Consider the following 18,808-nt stretch of genomic DNA (forward strand, 5'->3'; position numbering starts at 1 on the left):
TCGAGAGGTATCGTGTAGATAGGGAGCTAAAAGAACAAACCTCCAGCAGGATGCATGTAGCGCTGGAGGTTTTTTAGCCTGTGTATTTGAGGTATTAGAGGAGTGGGTTGAAGAGATAGAACACTCGCTCTAAGAACCGAGAAAATAGGCTCCTTTTCTCCCATTCTTCCAATACAACAGTGTGAGATTGCTTAATATAGCTATCTTGTAACCAAGACATTTGCTTGGTGAACTCTTCGTCATCAACGGCGAGGGTCACTTCGAAGTTCAGCCACAAGCTGCGCATATCCATGTTTACGGTGCCAACTAAACAGAATTGGTCGTCAATTACGACAGATTTTGTATGCAGTAAACCACCATAAAACTCATAAATCTTGACCCCTGCACTCAAGAGCTCACTATAAAAAGCGCGTGACGCCCATTGCACCATCATAGAGTCATTTTTATGGGGAATAATGAGTTCAACGTCAATGCCTCGTTGTGCTGTCATCTTTAACGTTTCGAGTAAATCAGCATTGGGCACGAAATATGGTGTTGTGATTCGTACCGAGCGATTGGCTTGGTTTATTGCCAATGTTAATACTTGATAGATCAGATATTCCGGCATACCTGGGCCAGAAGGCACAACCTGAATAGGGTGTTGGAATTCACTCTCATCGATCTTGCATTCAGGTAGTCTTGGTAAATGACGCTCGCCAGTTTCGACTTCCCAATCCCAACAGTGGATGGCACTCAATACGTTTACCGTTGGTCCTGTAATACGAACCATGATATCCACCCAATGCCCAACGCCACTGTTTTGCTTGAAGTAAGCCGGGTCAACCAAGTTCATTGAACCTGTATAAGCAATTTCATCATCAATTACGATGATCTTGCGATGCTGGCGAAGATCAAGACGACGTAAGAAAATACGCCACATCTTCACTTCTAGCGCTTGAATAACTTCAATTCCAGCATCCTGCATCATTCGATACCAAGGACTTCTGAAAAAACGTGGACTACCTGCTGAATCGAGCAATAGCTTGACATCTACGCCGCGTTTAGCCGCTTGAATAAGCGCAGAAGCGACAGAGTCAGCCAAACCACCTGGATGCCAAATGTAGAATACCATTCGAATACTGCTCTGCGCGTTTTCGATGTCTTCAATAATGGAATGCAAAATCTCATTAGGTGACTGTTGCAGCGACAATGTATTACCGCTCAATGCGGGAAGACCAAGGCGGTTGTTACATAGTTCATCAATTCGGTAGATGTGCCTTCCCATCGTTTCTGGGTTGTGCGCGTTACAGTCGTTAAGCTGACTGAACCACTTCTCAAATGGTGTAAACATCTCTTTTGCGCGTTCGGCCCGTTTTCTGCCTAAGTTCAGTTCACCGAAGAGGAAATAACACGCGACACCCAGAACGGGAAGGATATAAATGATCATTAGCCAAGCTAAAGACACGCTCACTGCACGGCGCTTTAAAACGACACGAATGGTCACACCTGCGACCAATAACCAATATAGCCCGATGCCAGCTAAAGTAAGAAAGTGATAAAACTTGTCCATATACGCTCAGAGTAATATGCCCTTCTAGGATATTAAGCATAAAAGTGGGTTGGGGGAATAGATTTCCCATTTAGACATGGGATTGACCTTATATGAGGAACGAATTTCATAACAGCTGATTCTGTTATTTTAATGTGAAAAATAAGGTCATTCTTTAACTTTTGAACAAAAAAGCAGCATTTAACCTGCGTAACTCGACACTTGTGCGATAAATGTACTTTTTTGGGGTTCCAATTTTAAAGGGGAGCTGCTTTACTTTCTAGACATAGTGCGTCGAACGCTTATTTTATAAGTGTACAATAATTTTTACATAAACTTTTTAGACGCCTATCTCTATGCATACACAACAAACTAATTTTGGAGAAAAAGCGTGGCTACAACTAATACAGCAGCACCACGTGATACGTGGGGGTCTAAACTAGGCTTCGTAATGGCAGCAGCGGGTTCCGCTGTCGGTTTAGGCAATATATGGAAATTCCCTTACACAGCAGGTGAGAGTGGCGGCGGTGCATTCGTTGCTATCTATCTTATCTTTGTAATTTTTATCGGCTTTAGCGTGATGCTGACAGAGTTCGCTATTGGTCGTAAGACAGGTCTTTCTGCCGTAGGTGCATTCAAAACAACTGACCGACGCTGGACGTTCACTGGCGTTATGGGAGTCTTCAGTGGTCTTTTGATCATGGGCTTCTACCCTGTGGTTGGTGGTTGGGCATTGGCCTACATCTTTAAAGTGGGTGGTGGTCTACTCAGCGCGCCAGAAGCAATTGGCGACAGCTTTGGCGGTTTCATCTCAGATCCGATTCAACCTTTAATGTGGATGGGTGTTTACCTGTTCCTTAACGTCATGATTGTGATGAAAGGGATCTCGGGTGGTATTGAGAAAGCCGGTAAGGTTCTGATGCCGCTTTTGTTCTTAATCCTAATCGTTGTTTCTGTTAAAGGCTTGATGCTGCCAGGTGCAATGGCTGGCCTTGAGTTCTTGTTCATGCCGGACTTTTCTAAAGTCGACAGCAATGTGGTTCTTGCTGCACTAGGGCAGGCGTTCTTCTCACTTAGCTTAGGTATGGGTTGTATGATGACGTACGGTTCTTACCTGAAGAAGAAAGAGAACCTAGTTCAAACAACCGGTATGGTTACTGCGATGGATACAGGTGTAGCGATTCTTGCTGGTGTTGCTATGTTCCCAGCAATGTTTGCCTTTGGCATGGAGCCTGCGGCAGGCCCTGGTCTTGTATTCGTTGTCGTTCCTCAGCTATTTGCTGAAATGGGCGGTGTGATTGGGTTGCTATTCGCGTTGCTATTTTTCATCGGTTTGACGGTGGCGGCATTAACTTCTTCAGTATCACTATTGGAAGTTGTCGTGTCTTACCTAATCGACGAGAAAGGCATGAAGCGCTCTAACGCAGTTCTGTCTGCAAGTGCAGTTATGGCGGCATTATGTATTTTTGCGTCACTATCGTTAGGTGGAATGGGACCAACGCTGTTCGGTACCGGTGCCTTTGATATCTTCGACTTGCTAACGGACAAAATCTTCTTAGCGGTTGGTGGTATGTTGGTTTGTATCTTTGCTGGATGGCGCCTAAGCCGTGCTGAGCTAGAAAAAGAGATCACTAATGACGGCGAAGTATCCTTCCCGCTATTTGGATTGTGGTACAACCTAGTTAAATACCTGATTCCTGTTGCGATTGCTATTGTTGCCTTCATGGGGATTAAGTCTGGCTTTGATAGTGGCAAAGGTGAAATCATGCTGCTGGGTATCGCAATCATTGGTCTTGCTGGCATTTTCTCGAAGAAGCTTTAGAAAAGACCTTAGGGGCAAGCCTCGATAGCTTTGTCCGGTAACTTATGTATACTGCTGGCTCCAAACGTGGAGCCAGTTTTTTATGTTCGATATTCTACATACCCATCCCGATTTTCTGATCATCAATAAGCATCCCAACGTCTCTGTTCATAAAGACGATGGCGACACAATGCTGCTGCAAGAAGTGGCTAAGCAGAGTGGTGATGAGCAGCTCTATCTTATCCATCGCTTGGATAAAATGACATCGGGTATTCTGCTCCTCGGACGCAACGCCAAAGCGGCTAGTGCGTTATCACAAGCTTTTGCTGACCGCCAAGTGGAAAAGTTCTATCTGGCGATTGGCTCTAAAAAGCCGAAAAAGAAACAAGGTTTGGTCGTTGGTGATATGGAGCGTTCGCGTCGTTCATCATGGAAGCTGGTCAACAGTAAAAATAACCCAGCCGTCACCCAGTTTTTCTCTCTTGCGGCAGAGCCTGGAGAGCGCCTATTTTTATGTAAGCCACACACTGGTAAAACGCATCAAATCCGCGTGGCATTAAAATCGGTTGGCTCAGGTATTGTTGGCGACCCGATTTACAATGCAGGCAATGAGGCTGATCGCGGTTATCTGCACGCATTTTCACTTTGCTTCCAATACCGAGATGAGCAATATCGCTTTGTTTGCGATCCACGAGAATACAAAGTGCTTGGTAACAAATGGCACAGTGAAACCGTCTCTCAGGGTTTGGATACTTGGCTTTCCCCTTGGGAACTGAACTGGCCTACGATCAAATAACCGTCACAAAGAAAACTAATAAGAGAACTCGATGCAAGCATCACAACTTTCGCTGTTTTTTCAGCATCTAGAAACCGAGCTCGCGCAAGCTCCGAATGAAATTCGTCGACTGTTTCATGGTCGTGGTCGTCGTTTTGAGGGCCTAGAGCAAATCACCTGTGACTGGTTACAAGGTCAGTTGATCATCAACTTGTTTAAAGAAGTCGACGACGCGTTTCTCGCTGAGCTGAAAAGCGGCCTCAATGCGTTGGCACTATCACCACTGTGGGCAGACAAGCAAGGTCGTACTATGGTTCTTCAGCACCGTTATGCCGATGGTGCGCCTTCAGAAGTGCTTGTCGGTGAATTAGACGCTCGCCCTGTCGTTGAAGAAAGCGGTTTGAAATACCAATTGGATATTGGCCGCAACCAAAACTTCGGTCTGTTTTTGGACATGCGCTACGGTCGTGATTGGGTACGGGAAAATGCGAAGCATAAAAACGTGCTTAACTTGTTTGCTTACACGTGTGGCTTTTCTGTCGCTGCCATTGCGGGTGGCGCAGATAAAGTGGTTAACGTCGACATGGCAAAAGCGTCGCTGTCTAAAGGTCGTGAGAACCACAAGCTAAATGGTCATAACATCAACCAGGTAAGCTTTATGGGGCACGATATCTTTAAATCGTGGGGTAAGATTAAGAAATCTGGTCAGTATGACTTGATTATCATCGATCCGCCTTCGTTCCAGAAAGGCAGCTTTGCGCTGACTAAAGATTACAAAAAGATTTTACGTCGATTGCCGGATTTGTTGGCAGAAGGCGGTCAAGTGATGGCATGTGTGAACTCACCATCTGTGACAAGCGACTTCTTGATTGAAAGCATGAAAGAAGAAGCGCCAGAGTTGACATTCCGTGAGCGCCTGGATAACCCACCAGAGTTTATGGACGAAGACAGCGAAGCAGCATTGAAAGTGTTGCTGTTTAGCGAGAAGCAATGACGACGAAACGAAAGTTGTGCCTATCTATAATACCAGCCGTTTGAGTACGGCTGGCATTTCCACGATACCCCGTTAATCTGAATAGCGAGACGCGAGTGTGATCCAGAGTCTATTATCAGAGTGAGTTATTCCTAACACGCTGATATTAGATTCCTGATCTCGCCTAGGCTCGTCGGAATGACGGGAAACAATAAAAGATCGATACCAGCAGCATTAACCGATCTGCACTTCAAGATCCGCTTCGATGGTTGATGAGCAGGCGAGCACATAACCTTGTTCAATTTCTTCTGGCGTTAATGTTTCTAGGCTGGTGGAAGAGACGTTGCCTTGACGAACCTTGCATTTGCAAGACCCACATATGCCACTTCGACATGCGACGATGAGAGGTAAGCCCGCGTCTTCAAGCACATCTGCCAATACCTGACCTTTTTGCGCATCGATGGTTTGAGCAAAGTCAGGAACAGAAACACGAACAACTTCATCGGAGACCGATGTTTCTGCGCCAGTCGCTGGCGTAAAACTCTCTTGGTAGAAGTTCGTCATGTCAAAACCAAGGTCATTCAAATAGCCGTGAACATCTTGCATAAACTGGCTTGGACCACACAGGTAAACGGTGCGTTGCTTGAAATCAGGAACAAGCTCTTTAAGCCAGTCGGCATTCAAACGACCTTGTGAGTGTGACGTTCCTTCGCGGTTTTTCAGCAACAGCTTTAAATGGAAGTTGGGATACACAGCGTCGAATGTTTCTAGCTGATCGTAGTAAATCGTCTCTTCAGGGCTGCGTGCGATATGAAGAAATGCGATGTCTACATCGTTGTCGTTTTCATCTTGATTACTCAGCCAGTGTTTTGCCATCGAAAATACGGGCGTGACGCCGCAACCTGCACTGATAAGCAAGGCTTTTGTTTCGCCATCACGTAACACGGGTGGGTGGTCGATGCAGTTAAATTCACCCGCTGGTGGTAATGCTTGAACGGTATCACCAAGCAGCAGCGAGTCAACGATGTAGTTCGATACTTTACCGCCAGATACTCGTTTGATGGTGAGTTGAAGGTGATCGTCTTCATTGATCGAGCTGATTGAATAGGCACGAAACTCCATTTTTCCATCAATTTCGACGCCCAAGTTAATAAACTGGCCAGGCTTAAACTGAAACAGAAGTGATTCGGTTAGTTCGGCCAATTTGATGCTGACTGTGTCGTGTGTTTCGAAGTATTTGTCGATGCAACGGAGCGTGACGGGTTGGTTACCTTGCCATTCAAAAAACATAACAATCTCTTTGGTTGTGGCTATTTTTAGTTCGAAATAGAGAGCGCCTCCACGTAAGGAGGCGCGAACAAGCAAGTTTATTAAGCTGCTAGGATGGCTTTTAGATCATCCTGAACATTGCCAATACTGCGCATATCGAACTTCTCTTGGATTATGGCGATTAGGTTTGGCGTTAGGAATGCCGGTGCAGTAGGGCCTGTGTAAATGCCTTTCACGCCCAATGCAAATAGTGTTAGCAAGATAACGATCGCTTTTTGCTCGAACCAAGAAAGCACAAGCGTGAGTGGTAGTTCATTGATGTCACAGTCAAACTCTTTCGCCAGTGCAAGTGCAAGCTGGATTGCAGAGTAAGCATCGTTACATTGGCCCACATCCAATAGGCGAGGGATGCCGTTGATATCGCCGAATGTGTTCTTGTTGAAGCGGAACTTACCACACGCCAAGGTCAGGATGAGCGTGTCTTCTGGCGCTTCAGTCGTAAAATCGGTGTAGTAGCTGCGTTCCGCTTTATCACCATCACAACCGCCGACTAGGAAGAAGTGTTTGATGTTGCCTTGCTTCACTTGGTCGATAACCGCAGGGGCGGCGTTCATCAGTGCATTGCGACCAAAACCAACCGTGATGTGGTGTTCGATTTCATCGTGTTGGAAACCGTCTTGCGCCAGAGCACATTCGATCACTTGGCTGAAATCATCGCCTTCGATATGTGCAACACCAGGCCAGCCAACAATGCTACGGGTGAATAGACGGTCTGCGTATTGACCCACATTTGGATTCAACAAGCAGTTTGACGTCATTACGATTGCACCAGGGAAGTTGGCGAATTCTTTCTGTTGGTTTTGCCATGCGCTGCCGTAGTTACCGACAAGATGAGGGTATTTCTTCAGCTCAGGGTAGCCGTGTGCAGGCAGCATTTCACCATTGGTGTAAACGTTAATGCCTTTACCTTCGGTCTGTTGCAGGATTTTTTCTAGGTCATGCAAATCATGGCCAGAAACAAGAATACATTTACCTTTTACTGGCTTGACGTTCACCGTGGTTGGTTCTGGATGGCCGAAGGTCATTGTTTCACCTTGGTCGAGCATTTCCATCACTTTGTAGTTCATCAGGCCGATGCGCATTGAGCAATCAAGTAGTTCGCCGAGATCTTCAGGGTCTGTGCCCAACCACGTCATGATTTCATGGTATTCGGCATAGATATCGTTGTTGGTTTGCTCAAGAACACGTGCGTGCTCCATGTACGCGGCTGCACCTTTAAGTCCGTATAGGCAAAGTAGGCGTAGGCCAATAACATCTTCATGTACTTGGTCCTTACCACGGTTCACCGCGACTTGAGGAGCAAAAGTTAAGATCGCTTCTGCGCTGTTTGGTAGATCGAAGTTGGCAACGGCAGGAATGTCAGTAAGGTTGGTGTTTGACAAAGTCGCAGCAGACATTACTTGCTCTTTTAACAATGCTTTGTACGTTGCGGCTTGAGAAGTTAACTCTAGGATGCGTTCAGGGTCGAAGTTAACGTTCGTCAATGTAGAGAAAAATGCCTTGGGTGCCCATTGGTTGATTTCATCGTTAATGATGTTGAATTCAAGTGCTTTTGATGCCCAAAAAGAAACCCCTTGCAGTGTGTAAACCAACACGTCTTGCAGGTCAGATACTTCAGAAGTTTTACCACACATACCTTGTGCAAAAGAACAACCTTTAACAGCAGGGGTTTGAATTGTCTGTTCACATTGAATACAGAACATATTGGGTTCTCCAGTGATTGTTTTAATAGTCGTGATGTTGACCACTAGAGAGCAGAATGCGTGCCAATTATTATCTTGTTGATTTTTAATGATTTTATTTGTTTTTGATAGGGCGAGTGATGTAATTAAGACAACGTAAATGATGTCTTAATTACATCAGCTTCTTGTGGTTGGTTATTTATTGATCCCGAGCTTTTTACCCATTCGATATAAGTTCCCGCGATCCATTTGCAAAAACTCCGCTGCTTTTGCCCAAACGCCACCAGTTTGGCTTAAAGCATGTTCAATTAAATCACGTTGATAGCTTTCTATCAGTTCTCGCATTGGTTGGCTTTCTTTGGGTAAATAATGCGATGTGTTTTTTACATCACCGAGAGCCAATGAGGTGTCGAAATGGTTAAGCATGATCGTGCTTGCACCTTGTTGAATAGCGTGTAAAGCCGCGCGAGTTAAAGTGTGTTCGAGCTCGCGTACGTTTCCGTACCAAGGTGAAGACTCCAGTTGAGCCAACACCTTAGGGTGAACGTGCAGGTTGGGCGCATTAAATTGTTGGCGTACTTTTTCTAACAGGTATCCTGCTAAAACGGGAATATCTCCGTCACGGGCACGCAGTGGGGGGACTTGGATTGGGAACACGTTTAAACGGTGGAAAAGGTCTACTCGAAACGTGCCAGCTTCGACCTCTTTTTCTAATTGTCGATTAGTCGCGGCGATGATGCGCACATTGACCATCAAATGCTGATCGCTACCTACACGTTGCAGCTCGCCTTGTTGAATCACACGTAGCAATTTTGCTTGCAAAATCAAAGGCAGTTCGCCCACTTCATCAAGGAAAATCGTTCCACCGTCTGCCAGTTCAAACTTACCGGCACGGTGGCTATTAGCACCTGTAAATGCGCCTTTGACATGGCCAAACAGTTCACTCTCAGCCAGACCTTCAGGCAGGGCCGCACAGTTGACGTAAATCATCGGCTTATCGCTACGATGAGATTGCGCGTGTACCGAGTGCGCGACCAGTTCTTTACCAGTACCGGTCTCTCCTGTGATAAGTACTGCGTAATCTGATTGAGCAACGGTCGCAATGTTGTTTCGTAACTGGTTGATCTGTGGACTCAAACCCACCATTTCACCATGTTGAGAACGGGCTTGCTGGATAAGGGTTTGAGTGACGCTTTTTTGCTTCTGGTTTTGCGCTTTGAGCGCTTTTAACTGAGCAATGTTACGCAATGTCGCAGCGGTCAAAGCCGCAAAGGTTTCGATAGCGACAGGATCGATGCCATCAAACGCGCCCACCGTTAGTGCATCCATCGTTAGTGCGCCAACAAGTTGGCCTTCGACATACAAGCTAAAGCCCATGCAATCGTGAACATCAATGCATTGGTCTTCAGTTAATAGTGTGCCGTCGAAAGGATCCGGCAGTGAACAATCGGCATCGAAACGCACCGGTTCACGGCTATGAATAATGGCATCTAAGCGAGGGTGCGCCTTGGGGAAATAGCGACGACCTAAGACCGAGCTGGATAAGCCTTTTACCGCGACAGGAGTTAGAAACCCATCCTCATCGAAGATAAACAGGCAGCTCGCATCACATGGGAATACTTGCGCGACCCCATCAATGAGATTTTGATATTGCTGCTCGTGAGAGCGATTTGAGCTGAGGTTTAGCGCGATATTAAGGAATACGTGGTCAACAGTCGGAGTCATAACAAGCCCAAAGTTATCTGGAATGGGCTCATGCTAGCAACTTGATGTCATTTGAACATCGAAAGGTGTGGGAGATTGATGTTCCATTGACGACGATCAAGTTTGATACGAAAAGAAACGCGCAAGTTAACAAGCCAGTGATGTAAGCTTGCGCGGATTAGGTGTTTGAATTAAAGCAGGCCAAAGGTTTGGTTCGTCCGAATTAACGAGGAACGACTCTGGCGTCATTACCAGAAACATTGATTTGGACCGCTTGGCCTGGTTGGAAAATCATGTTTGGATTTGCTTCTTGAACAATAGAGATAATCTTTCCGTCCTCTAAACGAATGGTCAGATTCACGCCATTTCTTTTCGCGGTTGCTTCAGCCGCTTTGCTGCCTGCATAGCCACCCAATAGACCACCACCAATGGCAGCGATATCCGAGCCAGAACCGCCCCCAACTTTTGAGCCTAAGATCCCGCCCACGGCAGCACCAGCGATGGTGCCAATGGCATTGGATTGGGTAGAGGCATCAATGGTTACGGGTTCTACTTTTTCTACTGTGCCGTAGTAAACCTGCTGAACTTTGCGAGTGTCGGATGAGCCGTATGCATCTCCGTACGAGTTAGGTGAGCTACAGCCGCCAAGCACGAGCGCACAAGTAATGGTGAGCAACATGCCTAAATTGATCTGTTTTTTCATATAGCCTCCGAATGGTTTCTTCATTCAAAGAGTATATACCCCAATTTAACCTGCGTTTTGGTGCTTTATAAAACAGTGGCTTAGCGGCCTGTCCCTTAAGGAAACGCGATTGTCTAAGCAGTATTAATGATCGTTAAGCGTATGAAACCCTGAATAAATACGTGTAAAAGTAGTAAACCAGCATGCCGCGCCAAAGATATACGCGATGACGGCAAAGTGTTGCGGTAGCAAACAAAATAAAACCAAGCAGCCAATGGTTTCTGTACCTTCGGTTAAGCCGCTCATGTAGTAAAGCGATTTGTTTTTATATACCGGATTATCGATGCCTTGTTTTCCTGCCATGATGGCAAAAGCCAAAAAGCTACTACCAGTGCCGATGAAGGAAAAAATCAAAAATGCGCCTGCAACGGCATTGTGCTCTGGGTTGGCAAGCACAAAGCCAAAAGGAATCAACGAATAGAACAAAAAATCTAAGCTGATATCAAGAAAACCACCCGCATCGGTAATGCCTTGAATCCTCGCCAGTGCACCGTCTAACCCATCACAGATTCTGTTCAGCAAAATAAACAGCAACGCCAACAAGTACTGTTCGGTGATCAAAGCCGGCAGGGCAAAACAGCCAAGTACAAAACCAAACACTGTCGTCTGATTTGCAGTGATACCACATTTATCGATATATGTCGCACTGAGTGCCAGCGGTTTGCGGATGAGCTTTATACTCAGGCTATCAAGCATGATTTGTCTCCCACGGCCAGTTTAGGCAGCTGCTGCCATCAGGAATATCGTCTTCATCGTGCGTTACCATCAAAGTAGGGATGTTCGCTTGCTGCAATTGTTCGACCACCCAATTGCGAAATTGCACGCGCAGGTCTTTATCCAGCTTGCTATAGGGCTCATCAAGTAGCGCAACTTTTGGCTTTGCTAGCAGCATACGAGTCAATGAGATACGGGCACGTTGCCCTCCCGAAATTTGGTCAGGAAAGGACTCTGCTAGTTTGGTCAATGAAATGTTCTTCAGTGCTTGCATAGCGTGAGCTTTACGCTCTTCACCTTTGATTGAGTTTGGTAGCGCGAAGGCAAGGTTCTCCCACACCGTTAAATGAGGGAAGAGCAAATCTTCTTGGAATAGAATACCGACCTGACGCTTATGGGCAGGGAGGGCATCCAACTTTTCGTTATCAAGCGTAATGGATCCAGAGTAGTTGAACTCGGCGGATAGGTGCCCGGCAATGGCATCCAACAAAGTGGATTTACCACAACCGCTAGGCCCCATCAGGGTAACGATTTCACCTTTTTCTACGGTCATGTTGAACGCTGAAAAAAGCGCGTCGCCATTGGTTTTACGGATGGCGAGGTTTTCGAGACAAAGACTCATTCAGTAGTAAACCTTTTATAGACAAGCGGCGATACTTCCTGTGCAAGTGGCTAAGCAGTATCGCAAAAGAAAAGAACAAGAATGGCAGCAGAGCTTGCCAAATGGCGTAAATAGCGGTGACACGTCGGTCAAAACCACTGGATAGTGCAACGGCTTCGGTTGTGATGGTGCTAATGCGCCCAGCCCCTAGCACCAATGTTGGTAGGTATTGCGCCAGGCTGACACTAATACCGACAGCCCACGCGAATGCAATTGCAGGCATGAGGATTGGCAGTTTCACTTTTAACCAAGCTTGCATCGGTGATTTACCCAAGCTGAGTGCGACGCGAGTTAAGCCGTTATCGAAGCTGCGCCACGGACCGTCTAGCGAGAGGTAAATAAATGGGAACGCAAAGAATACATGCGCCCAACATACCCAAAAGAAATACGCATTACTGTTTAAGTACAGCGTCACTACTTGCATACCGAATAGCACGGATAGCTGAGGAATCAGCATTGGGATGGCGATGATGTAACCGGGCACCTGCCAGCGATAACGGAGACGATACTCATGTGCTATTAAAGCAAGAACTAGCGCGACAGTCGCGCTGATTAGGGCGATTGACATACTTTGTTCTAGAGTCCCTAGAATACTGTGCCATTCGTATTCCCAAAAACGCAGGCTGTAACGGCTTGGGAGCAAATCTGGAAAGCGCCAACGTTGGGCAAAGCTCCACAGCACCATGAGTGGAATCATTAGAAGTGCAAGTAGCGCGACCAGTGAAAATAGGGTTTTACCGGGTAAACGAAACCCGTTTCGACCAGAGTACTGCCAGCGTTTGAAGCCTTTGGTAATACACCATTCCATTAAGCGTGCAAATCCAATCAAAACGCTAGCGATCGCAAACAGTATTACTGCGCCAGCGGCAGCTCTTGGTAGGAGCGATAAATCTGGATCGTTAAACCATTGCCATACCAAAACCGCGAACGTCGGTGGGTTGGTAGGGCCAATAATCAGGGCGACATCGACAACGGACAAACTGTAAGCCAATACCGCCAGCATTGGGAAACGAAGTTTTGCTAACCATTGCGGAAATACGCATTTCCACCACGTTTGCGCGGAACTGTAGCCCATCGAGTGACTGACTTTTTCAACCTTATCGACTTTCAATTGCTGAAGGATCGGAATACTCATCAACAATAAAAACGGCACTTCTTTAATCGCAAGCATGATGACCAAACCGAGTGCATGTGGGTCTTTAATCAGCAATGCTAAGTCATTCACCGTTTGTGCATTTTGGTCGTAACCAAACAGTTGGTTGAGAACACGAACGCCCATACCAGTTGGGGCAAACAAGAACGCAAAGCCAATTGCAAACGCGACGTGCGGCATAGCGAGAAGTGGGGAAAGGCTAACTTCAATTTTTCGCCAAAACTTGCTGCCCCAAGACGCCTGTAGAATGGCAAACGTGATGAAGCAAGCCAAGTAGCTACTGAAAATGGCGGAGTAGAAAGTAAGCCCGATGGATGTCCAAACACCTTCCCAATCAAAGACGGCATTGAAGCCATCAAAAGAAAAGTGGTGTAGACCGATAGGAGGTACATAACCGAGCGCAGAGACCACCACTCCAAGTAGTCCCGGAATGGTAGGCAAAATACAAACTGCGATAATGACTAAATACAGCGCTCTTAACATGGATTCTTACTAATTCCCGTAGCGTTTCAACCATTCTTTTTCTAACGCCGCTTGCCAACTTGGATGTGGCTCAGCGATAGATTTGAATTGTTGAGTGTTTTTGGCCGAACCAGTTAGGTATTGGTTGCTTAGTACCGAAGGGTCGCCCCAGATGTTTAGGTTACCTTTGCGAGACTGTGCTTCAGGGCTCAATAAAAAGTTTATCGCAACTTGTGCACCAGCACTGGCAGTTGCGTTCCAAGGAATCGCTAAAAAGTGGATATTTGAGAGTGCTCCTGCGTCCATTGCGTACGCTTTGGTGCTCTCTGCAAGATTACCGCTCGACTGCGCAGAGAAAACCGCGTTCGGGTTAAAGGTAATCGCCAGGTCAGTCTGACCATCATCTAGTAGCTGAAGGGTTTCTGCTGTACCGCCTGGAAACTGCTTACCACCGCGCCAAGCGACTTTATGGAACTCATCTAGATAAGACCACAGCGGTTGAGTGACTTGCTCAAACGTGTCATCGGTAACTGGTTGTTGCAGCTCAGGGGCGTTGTTAGACAGTTCAATGAGTAATGCTTTGATAAAGCTTGTGCCATGAAACTCTGGTGGTCGAGGGTAAGTCAGGCGATTCGGGAACGCTTTTGCATAGCTCAGCATTTCTGCGAATGATTTTGGAGGGTTATGGAGGGTTTGCTCGTCATGGATAAACACTAATTGTCCTACTCCCCAAGGTGCTTCTAGACCTTCTGTTGGCTCAGAGAAGTCCACATCAATTGGTAGAGATTTATCCACATATTGCCAGCTTGGCAAACCTTCGACAAAAGGACCAAATAGCAATTGGTTATCCTTCATTGATTTGAAGTTTTCGCCATTGATCCAAACCATATCAACACTGCCACCGCTGTTTTTGCCTGCCGCTTTTTCTGCGATAAGTCGAGTAGTGGTCTCAGAAATATCAGTTACTTTAACGTGGTTTAGCGTCACGTTATAACGTGATTTTAGCTCTCTACTCGCCCACTGTATGTAGCGATTAATTTCTTGGCTTCCGCCCCAAGCATGAAAGTAGACGGATTGCCCGTCGGCTTGTTGTTCGATTTTTTGCCATTCGCTATTCACTGATGAATCGGCAAAAGAAGGTGTCGCAAAAGTCGTGGCTAAAATGCCAATGCTGCTGAGTAGCTTTTTCATATCTATTCCGTGTTATGTCTTTTGGTGCTTGCTTTCGTTTCTATTGACGTTTTCGCAAGTCGTTCCGCTCTGTTACAAGGATAGTAATTCATCTCTCTCTATTATCAATGCCAATGCCAAACGGAATCACTCATTGATTCAAAGAATTACTCTCAATGTGAAGCAAAACGAAGAAAGGACAAATTTGGTGTCATTTTAGGAGCGGACCGTTTGTTTGAGGATATTCTTTCAAGTAATTGAAAATTATTGTCCCCAGAGATATGAATAGGTTGTTTTACAGAGCAAAATTGATGTTTAAAGCATGGAATTGAGGGCGAAAAGAGAAAGAAAGTTGGCCATTTAAATGACTTTGGCATGCATGACTAACGATTCATCGATATAAAAAAAGCAGCCGTTTGGCTGCTTTAAGATACTATCTGGTTTACTTAGTTGGGATTAGTTTACCCAGTCACGTAGTGTAAACGTCAATTCGTGATCGGCACTTTTCAGAACAAGACCATCTGTAGTTAGCGTGATATCGCTCCAGTTAGATAGTGTTTGTGTCATTGCGTTTTCGATCTTCATTTGATCTTCCATACACATCTTCATGGTCATGCCCATTTTTTCGATGCGTAGTTGGTTGTTTTTCAGCTCGGCTTGACCGAAGAAGTTGTTACAACCTGCGTTGCCGTTTGCGGTTAGATTTTCACCGATTTCTAGGCGAGCCGCTTTTTGGTGTTCGTCTAGAACGATATTTTTGCCATCAACTTGAACAAGTTCCCAGTTGTGGTGCTGCAAATCTTGAGCCGTTATTTCTTTCACATTATCACCGTTGCTAGCACAAGCAGTCATAAGAACAGGGAGAGAGATTGCTGTAACTAACGTTTTTAGGCTAAGCTTCATTTTATAGACTCCGTTTTTATAAACGCGGTAAGTATAAGTAATAAAACACTGTTTTTGTCAGCATAAGGTTATGGTTTCGTATGTTTTTGACATAACGAAGTATATAGCAAGTTTTGTTGCTGACTAATCTTCTCATTATTTAAACTAGGCCAATACGCCCTAATATGGAAAGAGCGGTTTTAGTATGGAGCAACTGGAGTTTTTTACTGTCCCAAGCCCTTGTGTTGGAGTATGTACCTCCGATGAAAAAGGGTATTGCAAGGGGTGTATGAGAAAGAGAGAGGAAAGGTTTAACTGGCTTAACTTAACCCCCGCTCAGCAGTTGCACGTTATTAAGTTGTGTCGTCAAAGGTACAGAAGAAAGATGTTGGCAGGGAAGACGAAGCCAGAACAGCTTCAAGATGAGTCATCGCCTCAACAAGACTTATTCTAGAATTCTTGTTCAGTCTGTGGGGTTACGCCTTCGCTTTCGGTTCTGATTAGGCTTTTACATATTCCCGGTCCGGCAAGGTGTCCTTTAAGAACCGGGAATCTCCTATCCATTTTCCCTACAGAGCGGTAATTGGCGTTATTTCATCGACCAACGGTCGCTAACCCAGCCTCCCGCTTGTTCGTCGAAGTGATTTCCTGAAAATCGATGATTGAATTCAACATCTAATTTACTTGTTGGGCGTTCATCCATCAGTTGATGAATATATCTCGCCATAGGATCCGTACAAGCTTCACGCTCTCTACGGGTAACTACTTCTTTGATCATTTGGAGTCTGTAGCTATTGCTGGCTCGTTTCATTTTTGACCTCCAGAACTCGATGGCAGCAGTTTGAATACATTGACGTCCAGATCGCTGCTCATTAGTGTGCGCGTGGAGGCACATCACCATCGTTTGAAGTCCAAAGACAAATTGTTTGAGAGCAGTGTTTGTAACGCCATTCACATCTTTCTCAGAATCATTGACTATGCGATTAAAAATGTTTCGCGAAATTTAGCCGATGAACCTGCATATTTAAAAGACCTTATCAAACATAGAAGCCCAACACAGGGGCGTCAATAACACAAATGAACAATTTTTGAACATATTGTGAAGGTGGAGAGTTTTCAGTAATTTATCGAAAATAAAAAACCGAAGCACAAAGCTTCGGTTTTAAGGAAAGCCCTGACGAAATTGCTTGTAAAAGCTCTTAGCGCCAGGGGTAAGGTGTTGAGTATTAGCTACCAGTTGCAGGACAACCTTTTACTGGTTGGCCATTACTGAAGTACTTGATGTTCTCTAAGTTCTTGTTGTAGTTATCCGCAGAGATTTGTGGGTTGTTTACGAAGAACTCGCGCAAAACGTATGCATCGGTTAGCTGTGTAGATTGAACATCGATGATTGGATAGTTATCGCCACCAGCAGCACTGAAGCTGATTACAGAGAATGTGTACGTTGCGTCTAGATCGAAGCCTTTATTGTTAATATCGGTAATGGTTACTGAGCCAGCATCACAATTTACATCTAAAGTGATGTTATCTAGTTGAGCGTAAGCACCAGAACCTGCAGATTTCGTCGCAACCACGTCTAGGTATTCTTTAACTTCTTTACCTGTCATAGTTGCTTTAGTCACGAAGTTACCAAATGGCTGAACCGTTAGTACGTCACGGTAAGTGATATCACCATCTTGGATTGAATCACGCACGCCGCCAGAGTTCATCACACCAAAGTCAGCATTTACCGTTTTGTAAGTACGGTATGCCTCGCCGAGTAGGTGACCTAGGTTAGTTTGTTGAGAGCGAACTACGTTACGATCACCTTCTAACTTACCCGTCGTATTAGAAATCTTCTCATCTAATAACTCTTGACCTTGTTGTTGGTATGGCAGTAGTAACGCTTTTACCGTTGCATCTTGTTGAATTCGTTCACCGATAACTTCATCGTTTTCGTCTAGAAGGTTTACAGGAATCAGTGCGTAATTCGCTAAATGAAGCTTGCCGTCGTAGTATTCGAAGTCAGCACGACCCACATATTTACCCCACTCATGCGCTTGCATAATCCAAGTGCCTTTTTGTTGGTCTGGGGCACAATCATCCCCAGGTTTGAAATCAGCATACTCATTGGTACCTGGTTCCATACATACAGGGTTTTGTGAGTGACCACCGATGATAGCGTTTAGCTGTCCTTCTTCAAGAGAGCGAGCGAGTTTAACGTCACCTGGTGCTTCACTACCGTTTTTGCCATCTTCGTAGTGACCCATGTGCGTCGTTGCAAATACTAGGTCTACCTTTTCGTTCTCTTCGATTTCCTTCAGTACCTTTTTGATTTCTACTTGAGGGTCTTCGAAGTGGATGTTTGATACGTTGTCTGGATTGACTAGCTTCGCAGTGTCTTGCGTTGTTAGACCAATAACAGCGATCTTAAGGCCGTTGATAGTAAATACTTTGTAAGGGTCGAAGTAACGCTCGTTTGTATCTTTTTTATAGATATTCGCAGCCAGCATAGGGAAGTCAGCTAGCTCGGCCTGCATATCGAGAATATCTAGTGAGTTATCAAATTCGTGGTTACCGACAGCCATTGCATCGTAACCAAGTAGGTTCATCCCTACGAAGTCTGGAACCGCATCTTGCATGTCTGATTCTGGTACACCGGTATTAATATCACCGCCAGATAGCAGAATGGTTTCACCGCCTTTTGCTTCGACTTCTGCGCGGATAGATTCGATTAAAGTGTGACGCGCAGCCATGCCGTATTCGCCGTCGCTGTTATGCCAAAAGCGACCATGGTTATCGTTAGTGTGGAGAACGGTGAACTTAGTACAAGAATCTGCAGTCTCGCAGGTTACTGGAGAATTGTCGCTGTCTGAGCCGCATCCTGCTAGCGCAGCGCCCACTGCCACTACCAAAAGAGATTTGGAAAACTTCATAAGGGATCCTTTCTTTGTGATTTTGTTATTGTTACGGCGTGAAATATACGGAATTAATGTGAAACTTTAGTGATCTATCTCTTATTTATACTTCTATCGGAGAAATGAATTAATAAGCCTGCAAACTACGTCTATAAATAAACAGAATTGGTATTTAGTATTTATTTTATATCGCTAGCTCTATTTTTTGTGAGGTAGTTAATTGAATGTGTGTTGTTTGTGTGAATCAGTGCGCATTTCTGCGAAGTATTACACTGATTTTGGTGATTATTTTGCCAAGTTTATGTTTTTCCTAATAGGTATGACACAAATCGTTA

16 protein-coding genes are annotated in these 18,808 nt (G+C 45.3%); 4 read left to right on the forward strand and 12 right to left on the reverse strand.

Annotated elements, in window-relative coordinates:
* Window positions 1-94: 94 nt before the first annotated feature.
* Window positions 95-1,549, reverse strand: coding sequence for a cardiolipin synthase (gene cls / locus R7Q48_RS09895; RefSeq protein ID WP_005378105.1), 1,455 nt, complete (start codon window positions 1,547-1,549; stop codon window positions 95-97).
* 430 nt (window positions 1,550-1,979) lie between these two features.
* Between cls and R7Q48_RS09900 the strand changes: the two genes are divergently transcribed.
* The 3 genes from R7Q48_RS09900 (at window position 1,980) to R7Q48_RS09910 (ending at window position 5,098) form a co-directional block, all read left to right on the forward strand.
* Window positions 1,980-3,350 (forward strand): sodium-dependent transporter, encoded by a 1,371-nt coding sequence (locus R7Q48_RS09900; RefSeq protein ID WP_042522154.1) that lies wholly within the window; start codon window positions 1,980-1,982, stop codon window positions 3,348-3,350.
* An 82-nt stretch (window positions 3,351-3,432) separates the two neighbouring features.
* Complete coding sequence (locus R7Q48_RS09905) at window positions 3,433-4,125, forward strand: TIGR01621 family pseudouridine synthase (protein WP_256902849.1); 693 nt, start codon at window positions 3,433-3,435, stop codon at window positions 4,123-4,125.
* A 31-nt stretch (window positions 4,126-4,156) separates the two neighbouring features.
* Complete coding sequence (locus R7Q48_RS09910; RefSeq protein ID WP_256902850.1) at window positions 4,157-5,098, forward strand: class I SAM-dependent methyltransferase; 942 nt, start codon at window positions 4,157-4,159, stop codon at window positions 5,096-5,098.
* Window positions 5,099-5,311: 213 nt separating this feature from the next.
* Here R7Q48_RS09910 and R7Q48_RS09915 read toward each other — a convergent pair whose 3' ends face one another.
* From R7Q48_RS09915 to R7Q48_RS09955, 9 genes are all read right to left on the reverse strand, one after another.
* Window positions 5,312-6,367: a hybrid-cluster NAD(P)-dependent oxidoreductase gene (locus R7Q48_RS09915; protein ID WP_253656939.1), complete on the reverse strand. Its 1,056-nt coding sequence runs from the start codon at window positions 6,365-6,367 to the stop codon at window positions 5,312-5,314.
* A gap of 80 nt (window positions 6,368-6,447) precedes the next feature.
* Window positions 6,448-8,109, reverse strand: coding sequence for a hydroxylamine reductase (gene hcp, locus R7Q48_RS09920; RefSeq protein WP_318132266.1), 1,662 nt, complete (start codon window positions 8,107-8,109; stop codon window positions 6,448-6,450).
* A gap of 174 nt (window positions 8,110-8,283) precedes the next feature.
* Window positions 8,284-9,813, reverse strand: coding sequence for a nitric oxide reductase transcriptional regulator NorR (norR, locus tag R7Q48_RS09925; protein ID WP_167415136.1), 1,530 nt, complete (start codon window positions 9,811-9,813; stop codon window positions 8,284-8,286).
* A gap of 202 nt (window positions 9,814-10,015) precedes the next feature.
* Window positions 10,016-10,495, reverse strand: a complete 480-nt coding sequence (locus tag R7Q48_RS09930; protein WP_256902853.1) for a glycine zipper 2TM domain-containing protein — start codon at window positions 10,493-10,495, stop codon at window positions 10,016-10,018.
* Between the two features lie 123 nt (window positions 10,496-10,618).
* A complete protein-coding gene (locus R7Q48_RS09935) occupies window positions 10,619-11,230 on the reverse strand; it encodes a CDP-alcohol phosphatidyltransferase family protein (protein ID WP_047100743.1) in 612 nt (203 codons plus the stop codon).
* Window positions 11,223-11,870: an ATP-binding cassette domain-containing protein gene (locus tag R7Q48_RS09940; RefSeq protein ID WP_065274385.1), complete on the reverse strand. Its 648-nt coding sequence runs from the start codon at window positions 11,868-11,870 to the stop codon at window positions 11,223-11,225. The genes R7Q48_RS09935 and R7Q48_RS09940 overlap by 8 nt, the downstream gene beginning before the upstream one ends.
* A complete protein-coding gene (locus R7Q48_RS09945) occupies window positions 11,836-13,545 on the reverse strand; it encodes an ABC transporter permease (protein ID WP_256902854.1) in 1,710 nt (569 codons plus the stop codon). Before R7Q48_RS09945 ends, R7Q48_RS09940 begins: the two co-directional genes overlap by 35 nt.
* 9 nt (window positions 13,546-13,554) lie before the next feature.
* Window positions 13,555-14,715 carry an ABC transporter substrate-binding protein gene (locus tag R7Q48_RS09950; protein ID WP_256902855.1) on the reverse strand — a complete coding sequence of 387 codons (1,161 nt, stop codon included), beginning with the start codon at window positions 14,713-14,715 and terminating at the stop codon, window positions 13,555-13,557.
* Between the two features lie 435 nt (window positions 14,716-15,150).
* Window positions 15,151-15,597, reverse strand: a complete 447-nt coding sequence (locus tag R7Q48_RS09955) for an META domain-containing protein (protein ID WP_017634889.1) — start codon at window positions 15,595-15,597, stop codon at window positions 15,151-15,153.
* A 184-nt stretch (window positions 15,598-15,781) separates the two neighbouring features.
* Between R7Q48_RS09955 and R7Q48_RS09960 the strand changes: the two genes are divergently transcribed.
* Window positions 15,782-16,030: a DUF1289 domain-containing protein gene (locus R7Q48_RS09960; protein ID WP_005378062.1), complete on the forward strand. Its 249-nt coding sequence runs from the start codon at window positions 15,782-15,784 to the stop codon at window positions 16,028-16,030.
* Between the two features lie 135 nt (window positions 16,031-16,165).
* On the opposite strand, the gene R7Q48_RS09965 is transcribed toward R7Q48_RS09960, so the two are convergent.
* Together R7Q48_RS09965 and ushA are read right to left on the reverse strand one after the other, a co-directional pair.
* The gene (locus R7Q48_RS09965; protein WP_005386686.1) at window positions 16,166-16,387 is read right to left on the reverse strand and encodes a hypothetical protein; all 222 of its coding nucleotides are present in this window, start codon (window positions 16,385-16,387) and stop codon (window positions 16,166-16,168) included.
* A 415-nt stretch (window positions 16,388-16,802) separates the two neighbouring features.
* Window positions 16,803-18,491: a bifunctional UDP-sugar hydrolase/5'-nucleotidase UshA gene (ushA, locus tag R7Q48_RS09970; protein ID WP_005378064.1), complete on the reverse strand. Its 1,689-nt coding sequence runs from the start codon at window positions 18,489-18,491 to the stop codon at window positions 16,803-16,805.
* Window positions 18,492-18,808: the final 317 nt, after the last annotated feature.

The sequence above is a fragment of the Vibrio sp. 378 genome, from assembly GCF_033339435.1.

Coding starts and splice junctions, on each gene's coding strand:
- R7Q48_RS09940 (WP_065274385.1), bottom strand. CDS start 11,870: ATGAGTCTTTGTCTCGAAAACCTCGCCATCCGTAAAACCAATGGCGAC.
- R7Q48_RS09950 (WP_256902855.1), bottom strand. CDS start 14,715: ATGAAAAAGCTACTCAGCAGCATTGGCATTTTAGCCACGACTTTTGCG.
- R7Q48_RS09915 (WP_253656939.1), bottom strand. CDS start 6,367: ATGTTTTTTGAATGGCAAGGTAACCAACCCGTCACGCTCCGTTGCATC.
- norR (WP_167415136.1), bottom strand. CDS start 9,813: ATGACTCCGACTGTTGACCACGTATTCCTTAATATCGCGCTAAACCTC.
- R7Q48_RS09910 (WP_256902850.1), top strand. CDS start 4,157: ATGCAAGCATCACAACTTTCGCTGTTTTTTCAGCATCTAGAAACCGAG.
- R7Q48_RS09935 (WP_047100743.1), bottom strand. CDS start 11,230: ATGCTTGATAGCCTGAGTATAAAGCTCATCCGCAAACCGCTGGCACTC.
- R7Q48_RS09955 (WP_017634889.1), bottom strand. CDS start 15,597: ATGAAGCTTAGCCTAAAAACGTTAGTTACAGCAATCTCTCTCCCTGTT.
- R7Q48_RS09905 (WP_256902849.1), top strand. CDS start 3,433: ATGTTCGATATTCTACATACCCATCCCGATTTTCTGATCATCAATAAG.
- ushA (WP_005378064.1), bottom strand. CDS start 18,491: ATGAAGTTTTCCAAATCTCTTTTGGTAGTGGCAGTGGGCGCTGCGCTA.
- hcp (WP_318132266.1), bottom strand. CDS start 8,109: ATGTTCTGTATTCAATGTGAACAGACAATTCAAACCCCTGCTGTTAAA.
- cls (WP_005378105.1), bottom strand. CDS start 1,549: ATGGACAAGTTTTATCACTTTCTTACTTTAGCTGGCATCGGGCTATAT.
- R7Q48_RS09945 (WP_256902854.1), bottom strand. CDS start 13,545: ATGTTAAGAGCGCTGTATTTAGTCATTATCGCAGTTTGTATTTTGCCT.
- R7Q48_RS09930 (WP_256902853.1), bottom strand. CDS start 10,495: ATGAAAAAACAGATCAATTTAGGCATGTTGCTCACCATTACTTGTGCG.
- R7Q48_RS09965 (WP_005386686.1), bottom strand. CDS start 16,387: ATGAAACGAGCCAGCAATAGCTACAGACTCCAAATGATCAAAGAAGTA.
- R7Q48_RS09960 (WP_005378062.1), top strand. CDS start 15,782: ATGGAGCAACTGGAGTTTTTTACTGTCCCAAGCCCTTGTGTTGGAGTA.
- R7Q48_RS09900 (WP_042522154.1), top strand. CDS start 1,980: ATGGCAGCAGCGGGTTCCGCTGTCGGTTTAGGCAATATATGGAAATTC.